This is a genomic window from Streptomyces sp. NPDC006283, assembly GCF_040613325.1.
Classification (GTDB): Bacteria; Actinomycetota; Actinomycetes; order Streptomycetales; family Streptomycetaceae; genus Streptomyces.
On record NZ_JBEXRZ010000042.1, the window covers coordinates 14,751 to 34,029 of the forward strand.

The 19,279-nt window shown below is 70.1% G+C and carries 21 protein-coding genes; 15 read left to right on the plus strand and 6 right to left on the minus strand.

Annotated elements, in window-relative coordinates; translation table 11 throughout:
- Position 1: 1 nt before the first annotated feature.
- Entirely contained in the window at positions 2–547 is a 546-nt protein-coding gene (locus tag ABZ070_RS11985) for an arginine repressor (protein WP_356632605.1), read from the plus strand.
- A 67-nt stretch (positions 548–614) separates the two neighbouring features.
- On the opposite strand, the gene ABZ070_RS11990 is transcribed toward ABZ070_RS11985, so the two are convergent.
- Positions 615–1,202 carry a pyridoxamine 5'-phosphate oxidase family protein gene (locus tag ABZ070_RS11990; protein ID WP_356632607.1) on the minus strand — a complete coding sequence of 196 codons (588 nt, stop codon included), beginning with the start codon at positions 1,200–1,202 and terminating at the stop codon, positions 615–617.
- Between the two features lie 267 nt (positions 1,203–1,469).
- On the opposite strand from ABZ070_RS11990, the gene ABZ070_RS11995 reads away from it, so the two are divergent.
- On the plus strand, positions 1,470–2,663 hold the full coding sequence (locus ABZ070_RS11995; RefSeq protein ID WP_356632609.1) for an argininosuccinate synthase: 1,194 nt from the start codon (positions 1,470–1,472) through the stop codon (positions 2,661–2,663).
- An 85-nt stretch (positions 2,664–2,748) separates the two neighbouring features.
- Entirely contained in the window at positions 2,749–4,176 is a 1,428-nt protein-coding gene (gene argH, locus ABZ070_RS12000) for an argininosuccinate lyase (RefSeq protein WP_356632611.1), read from the plus strand.
- 9 nt (positions 4,177–4,185) lie between these two features.
- On the opposite strand, the gene ABZ070_RS12005 is transcribed toward argH, so the two are convergent.
- Together ABZ070_RS12005 and ABZ070_RS12010 are read right to left on the minus strand one after the other, a co-directional pair.
- The gene (locus ABZ070_RS12005; RefSeq protein WP_356632613.1) at positions 4,186–4,692 is read right to left on the minus strand and encodes an HAD domain-containing protein; all 507 of its coding nucleotides are present in this window, start codon (positions 4,690–4,692) and stop codon (positions 4,186–4,188) included.
- A 25-nt stretch (positions 4,693–4,717) separates the two neighbouring features.
- Positions 4,718–5,242: a hypothetical protein gene (locus ABZ070_RS12010; protein ID WP_356632615.1), complete on the minus strand. Its 525-nt coding sequence runs from the start codon at positions 5,240–5,242 to the stop codon at positions 4,718–4,720.
- Between the two features lie 114 nt (positions 5,243–5,356).
- On the opposite strand from ABZ070_RS12010, the gene ABZ070_RS12015 reads away from it, so the two are divergent.
- From ABZ070_RS12015 to ABZ070_RS12025, 3 genes are read left to right on the plus strand one after another with little or no spacing between them, the layout of a single operon-like run.
- Positions 5,357–6,694: a BTAD domain-containing putative transcriptional regulator gene (locus tag ABZ070_RS12015; RefSeq protein WP_356632617.1), complete on the plus strand. Its 1,338-nt coding sequence runs from the start codon at positions 5,357–5,359 to the stop codon at positions 6,692–6,694.
- Between the two features lie 38 nt (positions 6,695–6,732).
- Positions 6,733–7,284 carry a helix-turn-helix domain-containing protein gene (locus ABZ070_RS12020; RefSeq protein ID WP_356632619.1) on the plus strand — a complete coding sequence of 184 codons (552 nt, stop codon included), beginning with the start codon at positions 6,733–6,735 and terminating at the stop codon, positions 7,282–7,284.
- The gene (locus ABZ070_RS12025; RefSeq protein WP_356632621.1) at positions 7,281–8,825 is read left to right on the plus strand and encodes an MFS transporter; all 1,545 of its coding nucleotides are present in this window, start codon (positions 7,281–7,283) and stop codon (positions 8,823–8,825) included. Before ABZ070_RS12020 ends, ABZ070_RS12025 begins: the two co-directional genes overlap by 4 nt.
- Before the next feature lie 137 nt (positions 8,826–8,962).
- Here the strand turns inward: ABZ070_RS12025 and ABZ070_RS12030 are convergent, their stop codons facing one another.
- Complete coding sequence (locus ABZ070_RS12030) at positions 8,963–9,652, minus strand: lysophospholipid acyltransferase family protein (protein ID WP_356632623.1); 690 nt, start codon at positions 9,650–9,652, stop codon at positions 8,963–8,965.
- 208 nt (positions 9,653–9,860) lie between these two features.
- Here ABZ070_RS12030 and ABZ070_RS12035 point away from each other — a divergent pair, with 208 nt between their 5' ends.
- From ABZ070_RS12035 to ABZ070_RS12045, 3 genes are all read left to right on the plus strand, one after another.
- Positions 9,861–11,009, plus strand: a complete 1,149-nt coding sequence (locus ABZ070_RS12035; protein ID WP_356632625.1) for a glycerophosphodiester phosphodiesterase — start codon at positions 9,861–9,863, stop codon at positions 11,007–11,009.
- Positions 11,010–11,184: 175 nt separating this feature from the next.
- On the plus strand, positions 11,185–11,724 hold the full coding sequence (locus ABZ070_RS12040; protein ID WP_356632627.1) for a sigma-70 family RNA polymerase sigma factor: 540 nt from the start codon (positions 11,185–11,187) through the stop codon (positions 11,722–11,724).
- Between the two features lie 38 nt (positions 11,725–11,762).
- Complete coding sequence (locus ABZ070_RS12045) at positions 11,763–12,266, plus strand: GNAT family N-acetyltransferase (protein WP_356632629.1); 504 nt, start codon at positions 11,763–11,765, stop codon at positions 12,264–12,266.
- Positions 12,267–12,290: 24 nt separating this feature from the next.
- On the opposite strand, the gene ABZ070_RS12050 is transcribed toward ABZ070_RS12045, so the two are convergent.
- Both ABZ070_RS12050 and ABZ070_RS12055 read right to left on the minus strand, forming a co-directional pair.
- On the minus strand, positions 12,291–12,731 hold the full coding sequence (locus ABZ070_RS12050) for a hypothetical protein (RefSeq protein ID WP_356632631.1): 441 nt from the start codon (positions 12,729–12,731) through the stop codon (positions 12,291–12,293).
- Between the two features lie 2 nt (positions 12,732–12,733).
- Positions 12,734–13,093 carry a hypothetical protein gene (locus ABZ070_RS12055; RefSeq protein WP_356632632.1) on the minus strand — a complete coding sequence of 120 codons (360 nt, stop codon included), beginning with the start codon at positions 13,091–13,093 and terminating at the stop codon, positions 12,734–12,736.
- A gap of 86 nt (positions 13,094–13,179) precedes the next feature.
- Between ABZ070_RS12055 and ABZ070_RS12060 the strand changes: the two genes are divergently transcribed.
- The 6 genes from ABZ070_RS12060 (at position 13,180) to cbiE (ending at position 19,082) form a co-directional block, all read left to right on the plus strand.
- Positions 13,180–13,827 (plus strand): HAD-IA family hydrolase, encoded by a 648-nt coding sequence (locus ABZ070_RS12060; RefSeq protein ID WP_356632634.1) that lies wholly within the window; start codon positions 13,180–13,182, stop codon positions 13,825–13,827.
- 332 nt (positions 13,828–14,159) lie between these two features.
- Positions 14,160–15,278 (plus strand): ATP-binding cassette domain-containing protein, encoded by a 1,119-nt coding sequence (locus ABZ070_RS12065; protein ID WP_356632636.1) that lies wholly within the window; start codon positions 14,160–14,162, stop codon positions 15,276–15,278.
- Positions 15,275–15,946 (plus strand): methionine ABC transporter permease, encoded by a 672-nt coding sequence (locus ABZ070_RS12070; protein ID WP_356632638.1) that lies wholly within the window; start codon positions 15,275–15,277, stop codon positions 15,944–15,946. The genes ABZ070_RS12065 and ABZ070_RS12070 overlap by 4 nt, the downstream gene beginning before the upstream one ends.
- A 75-nt stretch (positions 15,947–16,021) precedes the next feature.
- Positions 16,022–16,882, plus strand: a complete 861-nt coding sequence (locus tag ABZ070_RS12075) for a MetQ/NlpA family ABC transporter substrate-binding protein (RefSeq protein ID WP_356632640.1) — start codon at positions 16,022–16,024, stop codon at positions 16,880–16,882.
- A gap of 176 nt (positions 16,883–17,058) precedes the next feature.
- Positions 17,059–17,688, plus strand: coding sequence for a GNAT family N-acetyltransferase (locus ABZ070_RS12080; protein ID WP_356632642.1), 630 nt, complete (start codon positions 17,059–17,061; stop codon positions 17,686–17,688).
- 122 nt (positions 17,689–17,810) lie between these two features.
- Entirely contained in the window at positions 17,811–19,082 is a 1,272-nt protein-coding gene (gene cbiE / locus ABZ070_RS12085) for a precorrin-6y C5,15-methyltransferase (decarboxylating) subunit CbiE (RefSeq protein WP_356632644.1), read from the plus strand.
- The last annotated feature ends 197 nt before the right edge of the window (positions 19,083–19,279 follow it).

A 19,279-nucleotide genomic window follows, 5' to 3' on the forward strand; every position in this document is an offset into this window, starting at 1 on the left:
GATGACAGAGGCGCGGTACCCCGAACACGCTGAGCACGGCGGCCCCGCCGTACCGCAGACCCGCACGGCCCGCCACCGCCGGATCGTGGACATCCTCAACCGGCAACCGGTGCGTTCCCAGAGCCAGTTGGCGAAGCTCCTCGCGGACAACGGGCTGAACGTCACCCAGGCGACGCTCTCCCGGGACCTCGACGAACTGGGCGCGGTGAAGATCCGCAACACCGGCGGCGAGCTGATCTACGCGGTGCCCAGCGAGGGCGGCTTCCGCACCCCGCAGGCGCCGCTCGGCGAGTCGGCGAAGGAGGAGCGCATGCGGCGCCTCTCCAGCGAGCTGCTGATCTCGGCGGAGGCGTCGGCCAACCTCGTGGTCCTGCGCACGCCGCCGGGGGCGGCACAGTTCCTGGCCTCCGCCATCGACCAGGCGGAACTGCACGACATTCTGGGCACGATCGCGGGCGACGACACGCTGATGCTGATCAGCCGCGACCCGGCCGGCGGGCAGGCGCTGGCGGACCACTTGCTGCGTCTGGCACAGAACGGGCGGTAGTCGACCAGGTTCCGTTTTCGGGGCTCTCCCCACGGCCTGGTGGCCGTGGGGAGGGCGCCGGCCCTGCTCAGGCCGTGCGCGCCGGCAGCGGCAACGCCAGTGCCGGGAGCCCGTCCAGGCTCATGCCCACGTGCTCCTTCTTCTCGCAGTACGCGGCGAACTCCTCCTCCGACTTCCGTCCGAAGTATTCAGCGTGCTGGGTCCGCTCCTCCCGGTAGTCCATGAAGGGCACCGCGAACCCGCACACCTGACTGATGCGCCGGGCGTGGACGACGATGATCGCCCGGGCTGCCGGACCGTCGGCCTTCTCGAAGAGGCCGATCAGTTCGGCCCAGCGGGCGTCGTCCCGGAAGACCGCCTCGCCCCGGCCGTGCACGCGCACCACCTGCGGGGGCCCGGAGAAGGCGCACCACATCAGCGTGATGCGCCCGTTCCCCTCCTCGCGGACGTGCGCGATGGTTTCGGCGCCGCTGCCGCCGAAGTCGAGGTAGGCGAGCGTCATGTCGTCGACGACGACCAGCGTGCCGCTGCGGCCCTTGGGCGACAGATTGACGTGCCCGTCCCCGGTCAGCGGCGCGGTGGCCGTGAAGAAGACCGGCTGCGCCTCGATGAAGTCGCGCAGGCGTCCTTCGATGCGTTCATACGTTTTCCCCATGGGCGGATTATCGGCCACGGGTTGGCGTCCCCGGGTGAGATCGAGACGGGCCGGAGTCCGCCCCGGGCGCGCACCGGGCGGAAGGCGGCCCTGCGTGCGGCATCGCCTGCCTGTGCTCACCCGTTCCTCCCGTTCTTCCCGTCGATCCGGGCACCGGCCCTATGGGCCGGCCACCCCTGTGAGCTGGTCCTTTCCGTGTCGATTGACAAAGCATACGGAGCGCTGCATAGTTATACCCATCAGCGTTTGCACCGTAAGGAGAAACCCGTGACCGAGCGCGTCGTACTCGCCTACTCGGGCGGCCTGGACACCTCCGTCGCCATCGGCTGGATCGCCGAGGAGACGGGCGCCGAGGTCATCGCCGTTGCCGTGGATGTCGGCCAGGGCGGCGAGGACCTGGACGTCATCCGCAAGCGCGCGCTCGCCTGCGGTGCGGTGGAGGCCGAGGTCGCCGACGCCAAGGACGAGTTCGCCGAGGAGTACTGCCTCCCCGCGATCAAGGCCAACGCCCTCTACATGGACCGCTACCCGCTGGTCTCCGCGCTCTCCCGGCCGACGATCGTCAAGCACCTCGTCGCCGCCGCCAAGAAGCACGGCGCCACCACCGTCGCCCACGGCTGCACCGGCAAGGGCAACGACCAGGTGCGGTTCGAGGCCGGCATCGTGGCCCTCGCCCCCGAGCTGAAGTGCATCGCCCCGGTCCGTGACTACGCGATGACCCGGGACAAGGCGATCGCCTTCTGCGAGGAGAAGCAGCTCCCGATCGCGACCACCAAGAAGTCGCCGTACTCGATCGACCAGAACGTCTTCGGGCGGGCCGTCGAGACCGGCTTCCTGGAGGACATCTGGAACGCGCCGATCGAGGACATCTACGAGTACACCTCGAACCCGGCCGAGGCCCGCGAGGCCGACGAGGTCGTCATCTCCTTCAAGGCGGGCGTCCCGGTCGCCATCGACGGCAAGCCCGTCACCGTCCTGCAGGCCATCCAGCAGCTCAACGAGCGGGCCGGCGCCCAGGGCATCGGCCGGATCGACATGGTCGAGGACCGGCTCGTCGGCATCAAGTCCCGCGAGGTCTACGAGGCCCCGGGCGCGATCGCGCTGATCACCGCCCACCAGGAGCTGGAGAACGTCACCGTCGAGCGCGAGCTCGCCCGGTACAAGCGGCAGGTCGAGCAGCGCTGGGGCGAGCTGGTCTACGACGGCCTGTGGTTCTCCCCGCTCAAGCGCGCCCTGGACGGCTTCATCAACGAGGCCAACCAGCACGTCACCGGCGACATCCGCATGACCCTGCACGGCGGCCGGGCCGTCGTCACCGGCCGGAAGTCGGACGAGTCGCTGTACGACTTCAACCTCGCCACCTACGACTCGGGCGACACCTTCGATCAGTCCAAGGCGCAGGGCTTCATCGAGATCTTCGGCCTCTCGCAGAAGATCGCGGCCAAGCGGGACCTCGCGTAACCCGCATCCGTTGTACAGACCGCCTCCCCGCACCGTCCCGGCACGGGGAGGAGGTGGCACATCCGACCTTCCAGGAGCTTGAACTGTGAGCAGCAACAACGGTGACGTCCGGCTCTGGGGCGGCCGCTTCGCCGACGGCCCGGCGGAGGCGCTGGCCAAGCTGTCCGCGTCGGTGCACTTCGACTGGCGTCTCGCGCCGTACGACATCGCCGGGTCCCGCGCCCACGCCCGCGTCCTCAACAAGGCGGGGCTGCTCACCGAGGACGAGCTGACGCGCATGCTGGCCGGCCTCGACCAGCTCGAAGCGGACGTGGCATCCGGCCACTTCGTCGGCACCATCGCCGACGAGGACGTCCACACCGCCCTTGAGCGCGGTCTGCTCGAGCGGCTCGGCCCCGACCTCGGCGGCAAGCTCCGCGCCGGCCGGTCCCGCAACGACCAGGTCGCCACCCTGTTCCGGATGTACCTTCGCGACCACGCCCGGATCATCGGCGCTCTCGTCGCCGATCTCCAGGACGCCCTCGTCGGCCTCGCCGAGGCGCACCCGGACGTCGCCATGCCGGGGCGCACGCACCTCCAGCACGCTCAGCCCGTGCTCTTCGCCCACCACGTGCTCGCCCACGTCCAGTCGCTGTCGCGGGACGCCGAACGGCTGCGTCAGTGGGACACCCGGACCGCCGTCTCCCCGTACGGGTCCGGCGCGCTCGCAGGCTCGTCGCTCGGGCTCGACCCGGAGGCGGTCGCCGCCGACCTCGGCTTCGAGCGCGGCTCGGCCGGCAACTCGATCGACGGCACGGCCTCCCGTGACTTCGTTGCCGAGTTCGCGTTCATCACCGCCATGATCGGCGTGAACCTGTCGAGGATCGCCGAGGAGGTCATCATCTGGAACACGAAGGAGTTCTCCTTCGTGACCCTCCACGACGCCTTCTCCACCGGCTCCTCGATCATGCCGCAGAAGAAGAACCCGGACATCGCGGAGCTGGCGCGCGGCAAGTCCGGCCGGCTCATCGGCAATCTGACCGGCCTGCTGGCGACGCTGAAGGCCCTCCCGCTCGCCTACAACCGCGACCTGCAGGAGGACAAGGAGCCGGTCTTCGACTCCTGCGACCAACTCGAGGTGCTGCTGCCGGCGTTCACCGGGATGATGGCCACACTCACGGTCAACCGGGAGCGCATGGAGGAGCTCGCCCCGGCCGGCTTCTCGCTCGCGACGGACATCGCCGAGTGGCTGGTCAAGCAGGGCGTGCCGTTCCGTGTGGCGCACGAGGTCGCGGGCGAGTGCGTCAAGGAGTGCGAGCAGCAGGGCATCGAGCTGGACCAGCTCACGGACGAGCAGTTCGCGAAGATCTCCGCGCACCTGACGCCCGAGGTTCGCACCGTCCTGAACGTGCCCGGAGCCCTGGCCTCCCGCAACGGCCGGGGCGGCACGGCCCCCTCGGCGGTGGCCACTCAGCTCAACGAGGTCAAGGCCGACCTGGTGATACAGCACGCCTGGGCCGACGCCAAGAAGTAACCGCTGCCCTCAGATCGCCGCCGCCCAGTCCGCGAGCGCGTCGAAGTCCGGTTCGGTCAGCCCGATCCGTTCGTCGACGCGCAGCAGCAGGGCGGCGGTGAGGTGGTTCAGCTCCACGTACTCGTGGTCGGACTGCGTGATGTCGTCGTCCAACCAGGCGAACGGGCGCCCCGCGGCGTACTGGAGGATGTACTGCGTCTTCCAGAAGGTGCCGCGCGGCGCCCGTCCGTGCATCTGCGGCCAGTCGATGAACGGCAGTTCGGGCAGGCCCAGATGCGGGCCTGTCCAGTCGTTGGCCTCGCCCTTCCACGTCGTGGCCCACACCAGTTCGTAGTGCTCGGCGAGCGCCCGCAACTCGGCCCCGTGCGCGGGGTTGAGCCACACCCGCAGAGGTTTGCCGTCCGTCCAGCCCGTCGGCCGCATCCGGTGGGTGGTGTAACCCGGCGGTCTGCGCTGGGGTTTCGCGGCGTACGGATTGAGCGGGCCGTCGACGTCGATCAGCAGCAAAGGCTTCATGGGCGCACTCCGGGCAGGGAGCGGCTCAGTCGATCCGCTCGCAGATGTCGATCACCGATCCGTGGGCCATGGTCACCGTCCGGTACCCGGACGAGCTGATGTCCAGCGTGTACACGCCGTCGATGATGTAGAGGCCCCGGTCGAGATTACCCTCGCCGATGCCGACGAGTACCGGTCCCAGAACCGACCAGAACTGGGAGCCGTCCCTCCGGTAGTCGACCACCGCGGTGCCGCTCGCGTCCGCGTCGTAGAAGTCGCCCGTGTCCTTGTTGGTGACCCGGACGACCAGGTCTCCCTTGTACGCGACCCGCTTCGGCGACCCGTCGGGGTGGGTCTGCGACACGCGCTGCACCACCTCGTCGACGATGGGCTCGCCGTGAACGGCGAAGTCGCACCGTACACCCGCGGCGACGTCCCACGGCGCGGTCGGCGCCGGCCGCCAGCCGAGGCCGGCGGCCGCAGCGACGGCAGGCGCGGACGCGGACGCAGGCGCCGCGCCCATCAGCGTGGTGGCGGCAAATGCCGTCAGAGCAACAACGGTTCGTCGCATGGTGTCTCCCTGGGGAAGAGTTCCGGCTTTCCGGCTCAGCTTCTCCCCGACCCCTGACCACGCTCTCACCACGGCTGTCCGGCGCCGCCCCTGGCGACTAGGCTCGCGGCTGCCATGGAGTTCCAGCTGCTGGGTCCGTTCGAGGCCCGTCACGACGGAGACCGGGTCCTGGTGGGCTGTCGCCGCCAGGAGCGCTGTCTGCTCTCGATCCTCCTGTTGGAAGCAGGCCGCGTGGTGACGACCCGGCGCCTCATCGACCTGCTGTGGAACGGTGTCGCTCCCGCCTCGGCCCGCGGCACCGTTCACACCTACATCGGCCGTCTCCGCGCCCGTCTGGGGCCGTACGGGCTGCACATGGACACCCGCCACGACGGTTACGCCCTCAACCCGGGCGGCCATGAGACCGACGCCCAGGAGTTCCTCGATCTCGCCCACAGGGCCGGTGCCGCCGCCGATCCCGCGGAGCGCGCGCGTCTGTACGACCGTGCCCTCGCGCTCTGGCGCGGTCCACTGCTCGTCGACGTCGCCAATGACGCGCTGCGCGAGCGGCTCGGCGGGCCGCTCGGCGAGCTGCGGCTGTCGGCACTGGAGCAGCGGGCCGAGGCCCAACTCCAATTGGGCCTGCATGACAGGGTGGTCGCCGACCTGACTCCGCTCGCCCCCGAACACCCGGGCAGGGAACGGCTGGTGGAGGCACTGATGACCGCCCTGTACCGTTGCGGCCGCCAGGCCGACGCACTTGAGCTCTACCGCATGACCCGCCGGGCGCTGGTGACCGGGCTCGGCATCGAGCCCGGCGCCGGGCTGCACACTCTGCACGACCGCATCCTGCACGGCGACCCCCGGCTGAACCGGCCGCCCACCCCCCTCTACGCGGTACGGGTGGGGGAGGAGTGGCTGCCCTGGTCTACGAGCGGGCTGCCCGCGCTCGAGTTCTGCAACACCTACGCCGGCTGGAACGGTCCGCGACAGCCCGGCTCGGAGTGGCTGCGCACCTACACCACGCTCGCCGTGTGGGCCGGACATCTGGATCTGGCCGAGGACTGGCTGGTGGCCGGACTGCTGAAACAGGCGCGCCGGCGTCCGGACGAGGCCGCGGCGGCGCTGGACGAGGCACGCGCGTTCCGAACGCGGCTGTACGCCTGCCTGACCGATCCCGACGACGTACGGGCGTTCAAGGCGGTGGCCGGAGTGGCGGAGGACGCCGCGAAGGTGTCGGTGTTCGTCCGCGGTGAGGACGGGCTGGGCCGGTGGCGGCTTTCGCCGTCCGCCGGACTGCGGCTGCCCGTCCTGGCCGTGGCCCGCAGTGCAGCCGAGGTGCTCGGCGGTCCCGCGCGTTTCACCATCCGGGTCTGCCCGGGTGAGAACTGCGGCTGGGTGTTCGCCGACGAAAGCGGCCGACGCCGGTGGTGCAGCCTCGGGACCTGCGGCAAGGAGACGTCGGCGTACTGAATGAGACATTGGCGTCTCACATGGGCTAAGCTTGTCTCATGGCCATGGACCGAGAACACGTGCTCCGCGCCGCCGCCGCCCTCCTCGCCCGAAAGTCGACCGCCACCATGGACGAGGTCGCCCGGGCTGCGGGAATCGGCCGCGCCACCCTGCACCGGCACTTCGCCGGCCGGGACGCGCTGGTCAGGGCGCTCGAGCAGCTCGGCATCCAGGAGTTCGAGGCGGCGCTCGACCGCGCGCGGCTCGAAGAGGGCGGCGCGGGCGACGGACTGCGGCGGCTGATCGCCGAGGCGGAACCGTCCGCCCACCTTCTGGCCTTCCTCTACAGCGAGAACCAGCTCTTCGAAGGCGACCAGGTCAACGAGGGCTGGGCCCGCCTCGACGCCCGGGTCTGCGATGTGTTCCGGCGCGGTCAGGCCCAGGGCGAGTTCCGCATCGATCTGACACCGGCCTGGCTGACGGAGGCGCTCTACGCCCTCATCGGCTCCTGCGCCTGGGCCGTGATGGACGGCCGGGTCGCCCAGAAGGACTTCCAGTACATGACCGCCGAGCTCCTGCTCGGCGGAGCGCAACGGAGAGTGGAGAAATGAGCAGCACCGTCCAGCACACGACCGGGACGGACGAGACCCTGTACCGCCCCGGCCGCTGGCTGGCGCTCGCGGTCCTGGTCCTCGCCGTTCTGCTGGTGGCCGTGGACGCCACCGTCCTCGGCCTCGCGACCCCGTTCCTCAGCGAGGACCTCCAGCCGACCGGAACGCAGCTGCTCTGGATCGGCGACGTCTACTCGTTCGTCATCGCGGGCCTGCTGGTCTCCATGGGCAGCCTCGGCGACCGCATCGGCCGCAAGAAGCTGTTGCTGAGCGGCGCCGTCGCGTTCGGCGCGGTCTCCGTGCTCAACGCGTACGCCACCACTCCCGAGACGATGATCCTCGCGCGGGCGCTCCTCGGCGTCGCCGGCGCGACCCTCATGCCGTCCACGCTGGCGCTGATCCGCAACATCTTCCACGACTCGCGGGAACGCAGCCTCGCCATCGGTATCTGGGGTGCCACGGCGTCCGCGGGCGCGGCCGTCGGGCCCGTCGTCGGCGGGTTCCTGCTGGAGCACTTCTGGTGGGGATCGGTCTTCCTGATCAATCTGCCTGTGATGGCGGTACTGGTCGTCGTCGGCATCAAGCTCCTGCCCGAGTCGAAGAACCCGGTCACCGGCCCGTGGGACCTGATCAGTGTGGCACTGTCACTCGTCGGCATGGTCGCGGTCGTCTACGCGATCAAGGAGGCCGCGAGCCACGGCCCGAGCTGGGAAGCCGGCGCCGCGGCGCTTCTCGGCATCGCCGGACTGTATGGATTCGTCCGCCGGCAGCTCACGCTCGACACGCCGCTGCTCGACATGCGGCTGTTCAAGCACCGGGGCTTCTCCGGTGCGGTGCTGGCGGATCTCCTGACCATCCTGGGCCTGTCCGGCCTGGTGTTCTTCCTGTCCCAGTTCCTGCAGCTGGTCCAGGGCCGCGAGCCGCTCGAGGCGGGACTCGCCGAACTGCCCGCCGCGATCGGCGCGGTCGCCACGGGCCTCGTGGCCGGCAAGGTCGCACGCCGCTTCTCCGTGCGGTCCGTGGTGGCCGGCGGCCTCGCCGCCGTCGGACTCGCCCTCGCCGTACTGACCCTGCTCGGCAGCTCGACCGGCTATCCGCTGCTCGGAGCCGCGCTGCTCATCGTGGGTGCGGGCGCCGGGTTCTCGTTCACCGTCACCGCGGACGTGATCCTCTCCAGCGTCCCCAAGGAGCAGGCGGGAGCGGCGTCGGCGGTGTCGGAAACCGCGTACGAGCTGGGCGCGGCGCTCGGCATCGCGCTGCTGGGTTCGATCGTGACCGGGGTCTACCGGGACTTCACCGCCCCTGAAGGCACCCCGGCGGGTGTCGCGCTCGCCGCACACGAATCACTGGGCGGCGCGGTCGAGGCATCGACGGTCCTCCCGCCGCACCAGGCCCACGCACTGGTGGGCGCGGCGCAGGAAGCCTTTGTCGACGGCCTGCGCCAGGCGGCGGGCGCGGGGGCGGTGGTGCTGCTGGTGACCGGGGTGGCTGCGTGGTTCCTGCTGCGGGGCCAGAAGCTGGCGGACGGCGTCGAGCACTGACGAGTCACGCGTGCTCGGCCCGCCGGCGGCAATCCGCCTACGCTTGGCGGCCGTGGGAGGTACCCCCTCCCACGGCCGCCGGGCCGTAGGGGAGATCGAGGGGCGGGGGACCGGGGGCAGAGCCCCCGGGACAAGCGCTACGCGGCCTTCGCCTTGGTCGCGTACATGTCCACGTACTCCTGCCCCGACAGCCGCATGACCTCCGCCATCACCGAGTCCGTCACCGCGCGCAGCACATAGCGGTCGCGGTCCATGCCCTCGTAGCGGGAAAACTCCATCGGCTCGCCGAAGCGGATCGAGACCCGGCCGGGACGCGGCAGGCCCGCGCCGCCCGGCTGGAGCTTGTCGGTGCCGATCACGGCGAACGGGACGACCGGCGCGCCGGTCATCAGGGTCAGGCGGGCGATGCCCGTACGGCCCCGGTACAGGCGGCCGTCGGGAGAGCGCGTGCCCTCCGGGTAGATACCGAAGATCTTGCCCTCCTCCAGCACCCGGCGGCCTGTCATCAGCGCCGCCACTCCGCCGTTGGCGCCGTCGCGGTCGACCGGGATCATGCCGCAGCCGGTGAAGAACCAGGCCATGGCGCGACCCTTGAGGCCCTTGCCCGTGACGTACTCGTCCTTGCCGATGAAGTACACCGGCCGGTCGCAGACCAGCGGAAGGATCATCGAGTCGATGAAGGTGAGGTGGTTTCCGGCGAGGATCACCGGCCCCGTCCCGGGGATGTTCTCCGCGCCTTCCACGCGCGGGCGGAACATCAGGCGCAGGATCGGCCCGAGCACTGCCTTGATGAGCGTCAAGCGGGACAACGGGTCCTCCGGTGTCATGGGACGGGCGGATATGGCCGGTGAAATCTTTGCAGGTGAGGACGATACTCGCGGGTCACCCCGGATCGCACATCGGGTTCATCGACCTGATACGCAGTGTTGACGTGTGTTTCCGCGGTGTTCGTGCAGGGTCTGCCGTTACGAAGGCTCAACTGCCTACCATCGGGCGTCGCTTGGCAGTGCGGGACATCACATGGAGGAACGTTTCATGACACAAGGTGCGAGCAGCCGTCCGGCGCGTCGGAGTGTGCTGGGAGCCGCGGTCCTCACCACCGCCGCGCTCGGCGTCGGCGCCGGGCCGGCGCAGGCGGGTGAACGAGGGGGAAGCGGTCGCCCGCCCGGCAGGAACCTGCCCGTGCCCACGGTGATCGCCCACCGCGGCGCCAGCGGCTACCGCCCCGAGCACACCATCGGCTCGTACCAGCTCGCCCTCGACATGGGCGCACACGTCATCGAGCAGGACCTGGTGCCGACGAAGGACGGGCATCTCGTATGCCGTCATGAGAACGACATCACCGGTACGACGGACGTCGCCGCGCACCCGGAATTCGCCTCGCGCAGGACCACGAAGTCGGTCGACGGTGTCAGCCTGAACGGGTGGTTCACCGAGGACTTCACGCTGGCCGAGCTCAAGACCCTGCGTGCCAAGGAGCGGATCCCCGGCACCCGGCAGGAGAACACCCTCTACGACGGCCGGTGGACCGTGCCCACGTTCGAGGAGGTGCTGCGCTGGGCCGAGCGGGAGGGCCGCCGGCGCGGCCGCCCCGTGTGGCTGCACATCGAGACCAAGCATCCCAGCTACTTCCGCGGGCTCGGCCTCGGGCTCGAGGAACCGCTGGCGAAGCTGTTGCGGCGGTACGGGCGGCACCGCGGCAACTCGCCGGTCTTCGTGCAGTCGTTCGAGCCGAGCAGTATGCAGCGGATGTCACGGCTGGTGTCCTCGCCGTGTGTCGTCCTGCTGTCGGGCGCGAGCTCCCGCCCGTGGGACTTCGTGGAGGCCAATGACCCGCGCACCGTCGCAGATCTGGTCAAGCCCGAGGGCCTGAAGTGGATCGCCTCGTTCGCCCAGGGCCTCGGCCCGACACTGGACCTCGTCATCCCGAAGGACGCGAACGGCCGGCTGACGACGCCGACGACGCTGGTACGTGACGCCCACGCCGAGGGGCTGATCCTGCACCCCTACACGATGCGCAACGAGAACACGTTTCTCCCCGCCGACTTCCGGCGCGGCACGGACCCGAACGCCTACGGGGACGTTTTCGGTGCATACGCCGCGTACTTCGCGACGGGCATCGACGGCATCTTCACCGACAACCCGGACACGGGCCTGCTGGCGGCGGCCGACTTCACCGCCTGAAGCCGGACGGGCAACCGGCTCCACCGGCCCGACGCCGCGTCAACCGCTGTCGCCACACGAGGTTGACGCGGCGTCGCCCCTGATCCCTCGGGCAGCCGCTCCCCGGTCCACCCCGTACGGGTGACGGCACTCCCGCGGGGCAACCACCTCCCTCCTGTCCGCCGTCCCGCCCGGCATGACCGTTCTCGACGAAACACCGACCCCCGTCCATGTCGTCGGCGCGCTCAGGTACCTGGTGAGCGCCGAGGCGACGGCTGAAGCACCGGGCGCCTCGATGGAGGCCGGTGACCTGGAACAGGCCGTATGGGTAAGGCTCCTGGAGCAGCTCGGCGGCGAGGGGCCGCCGACCGACGCCGCGCGCTGGGTCCGGGCCGCCGTACGGGCGGAAGCGCGCCGCGCCCGCAGGAAGGCGGCGCGCGAACTTCCGTACCGTCACGAGCCCTCCGCCGACCCGGCCGGCGGGCCCGAGCGCGCCGCGCTCAGGAGCGAGCGCCGTCGTGCGCTGCGGGCCGCCGTGGCCCGCACTCCGGGGAACTGCCCCCGGCTGCTGACTGCGATGTTGTCCCCCCATGACCCCACCTACCGCGAAATCGCAGGGACGTTGGGTATCTCACAAGGAAGTCTGGGGCCACTGCGTTCCCGTTGCCTGGGGTGTCTGCGCAGAATGCTCGCGGCAGAGGTTGCAGCTCCTGAACATCGGGGAAAGGAGCGGTAGACAACCGGCGGTGACAGGTGAGCGGGAGGCGTGCGCACATGGGCATGAGCGTGACCATCTCGGCGGCGGCGGAGACCGACGCGGAGCACATCCTCAAGCTGCAGTATCTGTGCTATCAGACCGAGGCCGAGCTCTACGGCGACTACGGCATCGAGCCCCTGACCCAGTCGCTGGCCGACCTCCGTGCCGAAATCGCCCAGGGTCCCGCCCTCGTCGCCAAACTCGGTGACGAGGTCGTCGCCTCTGTGCGCGCCCGGATGGACGACACGGGGACGGCCCGCATCGCCAAGCTCATCGTCCACCCCCGGATGCAGCGGCACGGCCTGGGCGGCCGGCTGCTCGACGCGATCGAGCAGCGTTTCGCCGGGGACCCGGCGGCCAAGCGGTTCCAGCTCTTCACCGGCCACCGCAGCGAGAGCAACCTGCGGCTGTACCGCAGCCGCGGTTATGTCCCCGTCTCCCGCGAACAGTTGGGACCGCGCCTGACCCTGGTCACCCTGGAGAAGGAGTCGTCCGCCGGCGCGTACGTGGCCAGCGCCTGACGCCTTCAAAAGATCCGGAGGAGTTCAGGAGACCCGCGACCGCCGCAGCCAGAGCATCCCGGTGACCGGCAGCAGCACCGGGATGAAGAGGTAGCCCATGCCGTACTCGGACCACACCGTCGAGTCGGGGAACGCGGAGGGGTCCAGCACCGTCCACGTCCCCACGATCAGCACGCCCGCCAGCTCGGCGGCGCAGCACACCAGCGCCGCCTTGCGGGCCCTCTCGCCGCCCCGCACCAGGGTGTAGGTGATGAAGGCGTACACCACGGCCGCGACGGCCGACAGTACATGCGCGAGCGGGGCGCTGCCGAAGTCGGTGAGGATCTGGTAGACGGACCGGGACACGGCGCCGACGGACATCACGCCGTAGAGCCAGACCAGCAGCAGCCCGGGTCCGGCGACCAGCTTCGTCCGCTTCTTCCGCGTGTTCTGCCGCATGTTGTCCTGCGTGGTGGGCTCGGCCATCGTCAGCCTCCCCAGATGTCGTGGAGCCGCACCTCGAGGACCGCGAGCACCACCGCGCCGGCCGCGACCGTCGCCGAGCCCCAGCGGGTCCGCTCGGCCAGCGACAGGAAGCCGGCCGCGGGCACCGCCAAGGCGGAGCCGATCAGATACGACAGGAAGATCGCGGTGCCCTCGTCGGCCTTCTCGCCCCGCCCGAGCTGCACGATCCCGACGACCAGCTGCGCGAGTGCCAGCACGCTCACCACGGCCATGCCGATGAAGTGCCAGTCCTTGGTGGGCTGATCGCGGTACGCGGCGAAGCCGCACCACGCGGCGAGGGCGAGCGCGGTCACGGCGACCGCGACCGTCAGGGCGTCAAGCATGGGCTCGAGGGTATTACGGGCCAAAGGGCGCGATGCGCGCGGCCCCGGCGCAACCGGAGGGCGACGGCCCACCTATCGTCGGTGGCATGAAGCTCCACGCCGAAGCCCTGCTGTTCGACAACGACGGAACCCTCATCTCCTCCATGGAGTCGGTGAACCGCTGCTGGACGCGGTGGGCCGGTGAGTACGGCATCACGGCGGAGGACTTCGCCCGCGTCGGGCTGCACGGCCGACCGGCCGCCGAGATAGCCGCCGACCTGCTGCCCGCCCATGTCGTCCCCGAGGCGGTGGCGCGCATCGAGCACCTCGAGGTCGAGGACGTGGCCCAGGGAGTGGTGGCACTGCCCGGCACGCTCGCACTCCTCGCACAGCTGCCCCCGGAGCGGTGGGCCGTGGTCACCTCCGCCACCCGGCGGCTCGCCGAGGCCCGGCTCGCGGAGGTCGGCGTGGTGCCCAAGATGATGATCGCCGCCGACGACATCACCCGTGGCAAGCCCGACCCGGAGCCGTTCCTGCTCGCCGCACGCCGCCTCGGCGTCGACCCCGCGCGCTGCGTGGTCTTCGAGGACGCTCCCGCGGGCCTGGCCGCCGGACGCGCCGCGGGCATGCGCACCGTGGCATTGACCACAACACACGGCCGCGACGAGCTCGCCGCCGATGTGGTCGTCCCCGACCTCTCCGCCGTGTCCGTGCAGGTCACCGCCGCAGGCCTCGAGATCACAGCCGGGGAGTGAGCCGTCCGAATAGCGTTCAGGAGATGTCCGCTATTCGGACAGTGCCGGTCTGATCTTCGGCCTGTCTGTTTTACTTGCACCCATGACCACGACGAGCAGCCGCACCCTTGCGACCGAGGCGATCACGACGCCCGGTGCTCGTTGTATGTGTCGAATGTGCGCCATCTGAGGGCCCCTGCCTGAGCCTCGCGCCCCGAAGCGAGACCGACAGCCGCGCCGCGTCCGATCGTCCCCGGAAGAACCAGGAACGCACCCGGACCGAGCCTGCCCCGCGCACGCGTTGCCCCGGCCACCAGCCGAACCAGCCGTGCCGCATCGGAACCGAATGCCCCGTGCCCGGCGGACACCGCGCCGTGCACTCGACAGTGACGGAAACCCCTGTGATCACCACTACGGGCCTTACCAAGGTCTACCAGTCGCGAGGCGGCCGCGAGGTCACCGCTCTGGACGGCGTCGACCTGCACGTCCGTGAAGGCGAGGTCTTCGGAGTCATCGGCCAGAGCGGCGCCGGCAAGTCCTCGCTGATCCGCTGCGTCAACCTCCTCGAGCGCCCCACCTCCGGCACCGTGACCGTCGCCGGAACGGACCTCACCGCCCTCGCCGGCCGCGGCCGCCGCGCCTCCAAGGAACTCCGCGAGGCGCGCAGCCGCATCGGCATGGTCTTCCAGCACTTCAACCTGCTGTCGTCGCGTACCGTGAAGGACAACATCGAGCTCCCCCTCGAGATCCTCGGCGTGTCCGGCGCCCAGCGCTCCCGCAAGGCCCTGGAACTCCTGGACCTGGTGGGTCTCGCCGACAAGGCCAAGGCCTACCCCGGCCAGCTCTCCGGCGGCCAGAAGCAGCGCGTCGGCATCGCCCGCGCACTCGCCGGCGACCCGAAGGTGCTGCTGTCCGACGAGGCCACCAGCGCCCTCGACCCCGAGACCACGCGCTCGATCCTCCAGCTGCTGCGGGACCTCAACCGGCAGCTCGGACTCACGGTGCTGCTGATCACCCACGAGATGGACGTCGTCAAGACGATCTGCGACTCGGCCGCCCTGATGAGGAAGGGGAAGATCATCGAATCCGGAACGGTGAGCGAACTGCTCGCGACCCCCGGCTCCGAACTTGCCCAGGAGCTGTTCCCGGTGGGCGGTGAGGCCTCCGGCCCCGACCGCACGGTCATCGACGTCACCTTCCACGGCGAGGCCGCCACCCAGCCCGTGATCTCCCAGCTCTCGCGCACCTACAACATCGACATCTCGATCCTCGGCGCCGCCATGGACACCGTCGGAGGCAAGCAGATCGGCCGGATGCGCATCGAACTGCCCGGCCGCTACGAAGAGAACGTCGTCCCGGTCGGCTTCCTGCGCGAGCAGGGCCTGCAGGTCGACATCGTCGGCCCCGGCGGGCAGTCGGCCTTCATCCCGGCGCAGAGCGCGCCCGAGCTTGTCAAGGAGGTCGCGAAGTGACCTGGTCCGAGATGGAGCCCCTGCTGAGCCAGGGAACGCTGGACACCCTGTACATGGTGCTGTGGTCCACCCTCGTCACCGTCGCGGGCGGACTGCCGCTCGGTGTGCTCCTCGTCCTCACCGACAAGGGCGGACTGCTGCAGAACACCCCGGTGAACAAGGTCGTCGGCGTGATCGTGAACATCGGCCGCTCGCTGCCGTTCATCATCCTGCTGATCGCGCTGATCCCGTTCACAACCCTCGTCGTCGGCACCTTCATCGGCCCGACCGCGATGATCGTGCCGCTCGCCGTCGGCGCCATCCCCTTCTTCGCGCGCCTCGTGGAGACCGCCATCCGCGAGGTCGACCACGGCCTGGTCGAAGCAGTCCAGTCCATGGGCGGCTCGATTCCCACCATCGTCCGCAAGGTGCTGCTGCCGCAGGCCCTGCCCTCGCTGGTCGCCGCGGTCACCACCACCGTCATCGTCCTCGTCGGCTACTCGGCGATGGCCGGCGCGGTCGGCGGCGAAGGCCTCGGATCCAAAGCAGTCACCTACGGATTCCAGCGCTTCGAGACCCAGTTCATGCTCATCACGGTCGTGATCCTGATCGCCATGGTGACGATCGTGCAGCTCGTCGGCGACGGCGTCGTCCGGCTCCTCGCCCGCCGCGGACGCGCCGCAAGCTGACCTTCGACAACTCTCCCCACACAGCCCGCACTCCTTGTCCGGGCGACGTTCCACCACCAGAAAGAGGCACTTTTCGTGCGTAAGAACATCAAGCTCACCGCGGCCGCCGGCGCCACCGCCGCCCTCGCCCTCGGCCTCACCGCCTGCGGCACGGCCTCCGACCCGGGTGCCAAGACCGAGTCCGGCGCCAAGGCCGACCAGTCCAAGGCGCTCGTCGTCGCGGCGTCCCCGACGCCGCACGCCGACATCCTGAACTACGTCAAGGACAAGCTGGCGGCCAAGGCGGGCCTCAAGCTGGAGGTCAAGGAGTTCACGGACTACGTCCTGCCGAACACCGCCACCCAGCAGGGCCAGGTCGACGCCAACTTCTTCCAGCACAAGCCGTACCTGGACGACTTCAACAAGAAGAACAAGACGACCATCGTCCCGGTCGTCAACGTCCACCTCGAGCCGCTCGGCCTCTACTCCAAGAAGGCCGGCGACATCAAGGACATCAAGGCCGGTCAGACCGTCGCGGTCCCCAACGACACCACCAACGAGGGCCGCGCACTCCACCTGCTCGCCGACAACGGTCTGATCGTCCTCAAGGACGGTGTGGGCACCGACGCCAAGCTCTCCGACATCGCCGACGCGAAGGGCCTGAAGTTCAAGGAGCTGGAGGCCGCCACGCTGCCCCGCGCCCTGAACGACGTCGACGCCGCCGTCATCAACGGCAACTACGCCATCGAAGCCGACCTCGAGCCCGCCACCGACTCGCTGGTGCTGGAGAAGGCCGAAGGCAACCCGTACGCCAACTTCCTCGCCGTCAAGGAGGGCAACGAGGGCGACAGCCGTGTGCAGAAGCTCGCCGAGCTCCTCAACTCGCCCGAGGTGAAGAAGTTCATCGAGGACAAGTACGCCGGCTCCGTCGTGCCCGCTTTCGGCGCCGCCAAGTAAGGCTCGAGCGGCCCCACTTGACTCAGGCCCCGCGCACCTACCAAGGTGCGCGGGGCCGCGTCGTACCCCACCCGGCCATGCGCGGCGCGCACCCGATGTTGCATGCTGTGCCTTTACGGCTACGACAACCCAACGGCTTTGACCATTTATCGACAGTCTTCGGCATGGAGCTGCGCATGACTACCGCCTTCCCGGACGTGTCCATCAGTACGGAGCGGTTGGTACTGCGCCCCTACGAGGACGCCGACATCGCGGCTCACACCGAGATGATGAACGACGAGATGGTCACCGCGTGGACCTCCGTGCCGCACCCCTACACGACTGCGGACTCCGAGGAATGGGTGCGCAGGATCGCTCCTGCGATACGGACGGAGGGCCACGGCATCGTCCTCGCCGTCACCGAGTTCCTCACTCAGCGGCTCGTCGGCGTCGTCCACCTGCAGAACACCAACTGGCGCACGCTGTCCACCGAGGTCTCCTACGTCACGGCCCCCTGGGCGCGCGGCGAGGGATACGCGACCGAGTCCGTCCTCGCCGTGGCCCAATGGCTCTTCCGCAACCAGAGGTTCGAGCGCATGGAGCTGCGCACCGCCGCGGACAACACCGCCTCCCAGCAGGTGGCGCAGAAGATCGGCTGCATCAGCGAAGGCGTCCTGCGCAACGCCTGGATAGCGCGCACCCAGACGCAGGACGGCACGTGGGCGGACATCCGCACCGACCTCATCGTCTGGAGCCTGCTGCCCGAGGACATGGAGGCCGACCGCATGGCCGAGGCGGGCTACACCTCCTTCACCGACTGGAACTGATCCCCCGGGCGTGGTGGGACCCTCCCCGGGGCCCGAGGCCGGGGCCGCCAGGTACCCTCACCCTGCGACGCGTACCCGCGGAACTGCTCCGACCTGCGACAACCTCCAGGAGACTGACGACGATGGCCGACCGGGTCACGGTGATCGGCTGGGACGGTTCGCCGCTCACCCAGGCGGCCAGGTCGGCGCTGTCCGCCGCCACCCTGGTGGCCGGCGCCGCCCACCATCTGGCGCTGCCCGAAGTGCCGCCGGCTGCCGAACGCATCCGGCTCGGCAGCGTGGACCTCGCCGCCCGACGGATCGCCGGACACCGCGGCAGCGCCGTTGTCCTCGCCGACGGCGACCCCGGCTTCTTCGGCGTCGTACGCACGCTGCGGGCGCCCGAGTACGGCCTCGAGGTCGAGGTCGTGCCCGCCGTCTCCTCCGTGGCCGCCGCCTTCGCCAGGGCGGGCATGCCCTGGGACGACGCCCAGATCGTCGTCGCACACAGCCGTACGCTGCGCCGCGCGGTCAATGTGTGCCGGGCACACACCAAGGTCGCGGTTCTGACCTCGCCGGGTGCCGGGCCCGCCGAACTCGCACTGCTGCTCGACGGAATCCACCGCACCTTCGTGATCTGTGAGGAACTGGGCACCGACCGGGAGCAGGTCACCGTCCTCACCTCCGACAAGGTCGCCGACCACATGTGGCGCGACCCCAATGTCGTCATCGTCATCGGCGGCACCGGCAGTGCCACCCCCCACACCGGCGCCGGCGGCTGGATCGCCGGCCGGGAGCCGGGCTACCCGCCGGCCCTGCGCGGATGGGCGCTGCCGTACGCCGAGACGGCCACGGGCGACCCCACGGAGACGGCCACCGGCGAGGGCGAGTACGCCGGACTGCGGGCGGCCCAACTCGCCAGGCTGGGGCCCCGCGCCGGCGACCTCCTCTGGGACATCGGCAGCGGCAGTGGCGCACTCGCCGCGGAAGCAGCGCGTTTCGGCGCCGCCGTGATCGCCGTCGACGCCGACCCCGACGCCTGCCGCCGCACCGAGGCGTCGGCCCGCCGCTTCGGCGTCCAACTCCAGGTGGTGCAGGGGCGCGCCCCGCACGTTCTCGAACGACTGCCCGAACCCGATGTCGTGCGCATCGGAGGCGGGGGAGTGCCGGTCGTCACCGCCGTGGCGGACCGGCGGCCGGAGCGCATCGTCGCCCATGCCTCCACGCGTGACGAGGCGGAGGCCATCGGCGCGGCGCTCGCCGCCGGCGGGTACGCCGTCGAATGCGCCCTGCTCCAGTCCGTCGAAATGGACACCTCCGACTGGTCGGAGCGGGAGCGATCGGTCGTCTTCCTGCTCTGCGGACGGCAGCCCGACCCGCGCCCCCGGCCCCCCGCCACGGACGGTCCGGGGTAGGCTGGCCGATCGTTGTACCGCAGCCGGGTGTTCGTCGCTTCGTTCGTCAATGTCCGGAAAAGGGAGCCACTTTGGTTCCCAAATGTGGTACGCCGATACCGGGGGGTCGCGCGACGTGGCGCAGCCCACAGCGAACCGCGGCGGATCTTGCTGCCGCGGTGGCGAACGACCGCGACAATGTCTGGGTCCGTGGGTCA

What these genes read in the sequence shown, in the direction of transcription:
- ABZ070_RS12050 (WP_356632631.1), bottom strand. Translation starts at nt 12,731, where the DNA reads ATGGCCGAGCCCACCACGCAGGACAACATGCGGCAGAACACGCGGAAG.
- ABZ070_RS12080 (WP_356632642.1), top strand. Translation starts at nt 17,059, where the DNA reads ATGACTACCGCCTTCCCGGACGTGTCCATCAGTACGGAGCGGTTGGTA.
- ABZ070_RS12005 (WP_356632613.1), bottom strand. Translation starts at nt 4,692, where the DNA reads ATGAAGCCTTTGCTGCTGATCGACGTCGACGGCCCGCTCAATCCGTAC.
- ABZ070_RS12030 (WP_356632623.1), bottom strand. Translation starts at nt 9,652, where the DNA reads ATGACACCGGAGGACCCGTTGTCCCGCTTGACGCTCATCAAGGCAGTG.
- ABZ070_RS12045 (WP_356632629.1), top strand. Translation starts at nt 11,763, where the DNA reads ATGGGCATGAGCGTGACCATCTCGGCGGCGGCGGAGACCGACGCGGAG.
- ABZ070_RS12060 (WP_356632634.1), top strand. Translation starts at nt 13,180, where the DNA reads ATGAAGCTCCACGCCGAAGCCCTGCTGTTCGACAACGACGGAACCCTC.
- ABZ070_RS11985 (WP_356632605.1), top strand. Translation starts at nt 2, where the DNA reads ATGACAGAGGCGCGGTACCCCGAACACGCTGAGCACGGCGGCCCCGCC.
- ABZ070_RS12020 (WP_356632619.1), top strand. Translation starts at nt 6,733, where the DNA reads ATGGCCATGGACCGAGAACACGTGCTCCGCGCCGCCGCCGCCCTCCTC.
- ABZ070_RS11990 (WP_356632607.1), bottom strand. Translation starts at nt 1,202, where the DNA reads ATGGGGAAAACGTATGAACGCATCGAAGGACGCCTGCGCGACTTCATC.
- cbiE (WP_356632644.1), top strand. Translation starts at nt 17,811, where the DNA reads ATGGCCGACCGGGTCACGGTGATCGGCTGGGACGGTTCGCCGCTCACC.
- ABZ070_RS12025 (WP_356632621.1), top strand. Translation starts at nt 7,281, where the DNA reads ATGAGCAGCACCGTCCAGCACACGACCGGGACGGACGAGACCCTGTAC.
- ABZ070_RS12055 (WP_356632632.1), bottom strand. Translation starts at nt 13,093, where the DNA reads ATGCTTGACGCCCTGACGGTCGCGGTCGCCGTGACCGCGCTCGCCCTC.
- ABZ070_RS12015 (WP_356632617.1), top strand. Translation starts at nt 5,357, where the DNA reads ATGGAGTTCCAGCTGCTGGGTCCGTTCGAGGCCCGTCACGACGGAGAC.
- ABZ070_RS12040 (WP_356632627.1), top strand. Translation starts at nt 11,185, where the DNA reads ATGACCGTTCTCGACGAAACACCGACCCCCGTCCATGTCGTCGGCGCG.
- ABZ070_RS12035 (WP_356632625.1), top strand. Translation starts at nt 9,861, where the DNA reads ATGACACAAGGTGCGAGCAGCCGTCCGGCGCGTCGGAGTGTGCTGGGA.
- ABZ070_RS12010 (WP_356632615.1), bottom strand. Translation starts at nt 5,242, where the DNA reads ATGCGACGAACCGTTGTTGCTCTGACGGCATTTGCCGCCACCACGCTG.